This window comes from Lactobacillus nasalidis, from assembly GCF_016587775.1.
Classification (GTDB): domain Bacteria; phylum Bacillota; class Bacilli; order Lactobacillales; family Lactobacillaceae; genus Lactobacillus; species Lactobacillus nasalidis.
In genome coordinates, this window is sequence record NZ_BOCG01000052.1 from 1 (window position 1) to 260 (window position 260).

Annotated in this window: 1 pseudogene; it reads left to right on the forward strand. The window is 42.7% G+C overall.

Annotated features, from left to right (window positions below):
• A pseudogene (locus tag lacNas_RS00470) lies at positions 1-213 on the forward strand (RNA-guided endonuclease TnpB family protein); the annotation flags it as partial.
• Positions 214-260 lie beyond the last annotated feature (47 nt).

The window sequence follows — 260 nt, forward strand, 5'->3', positions numbered from 1 at the left end:
TCTACTCAGCGTTGTGCGGCTTGTGGTAATGTCAAAAAAGGTGATGACAAGATCACCCTTTACGGAAACAAGAAACATGGTACTAAACACAATGAGTACGTCTGCTATAACGAAAAATGCCCGAACTATGGCATAGTCGTAGATCGGGACAAGAATGCGATGCTTAGCCTTCTAGCGCTGGTTGAGCATCCAGAGTTAAATCATGCGCTATAAATTTAAAAGAAAGGAGAGTTAATGGCTAAGGCCTTGGCCTTAGTCAT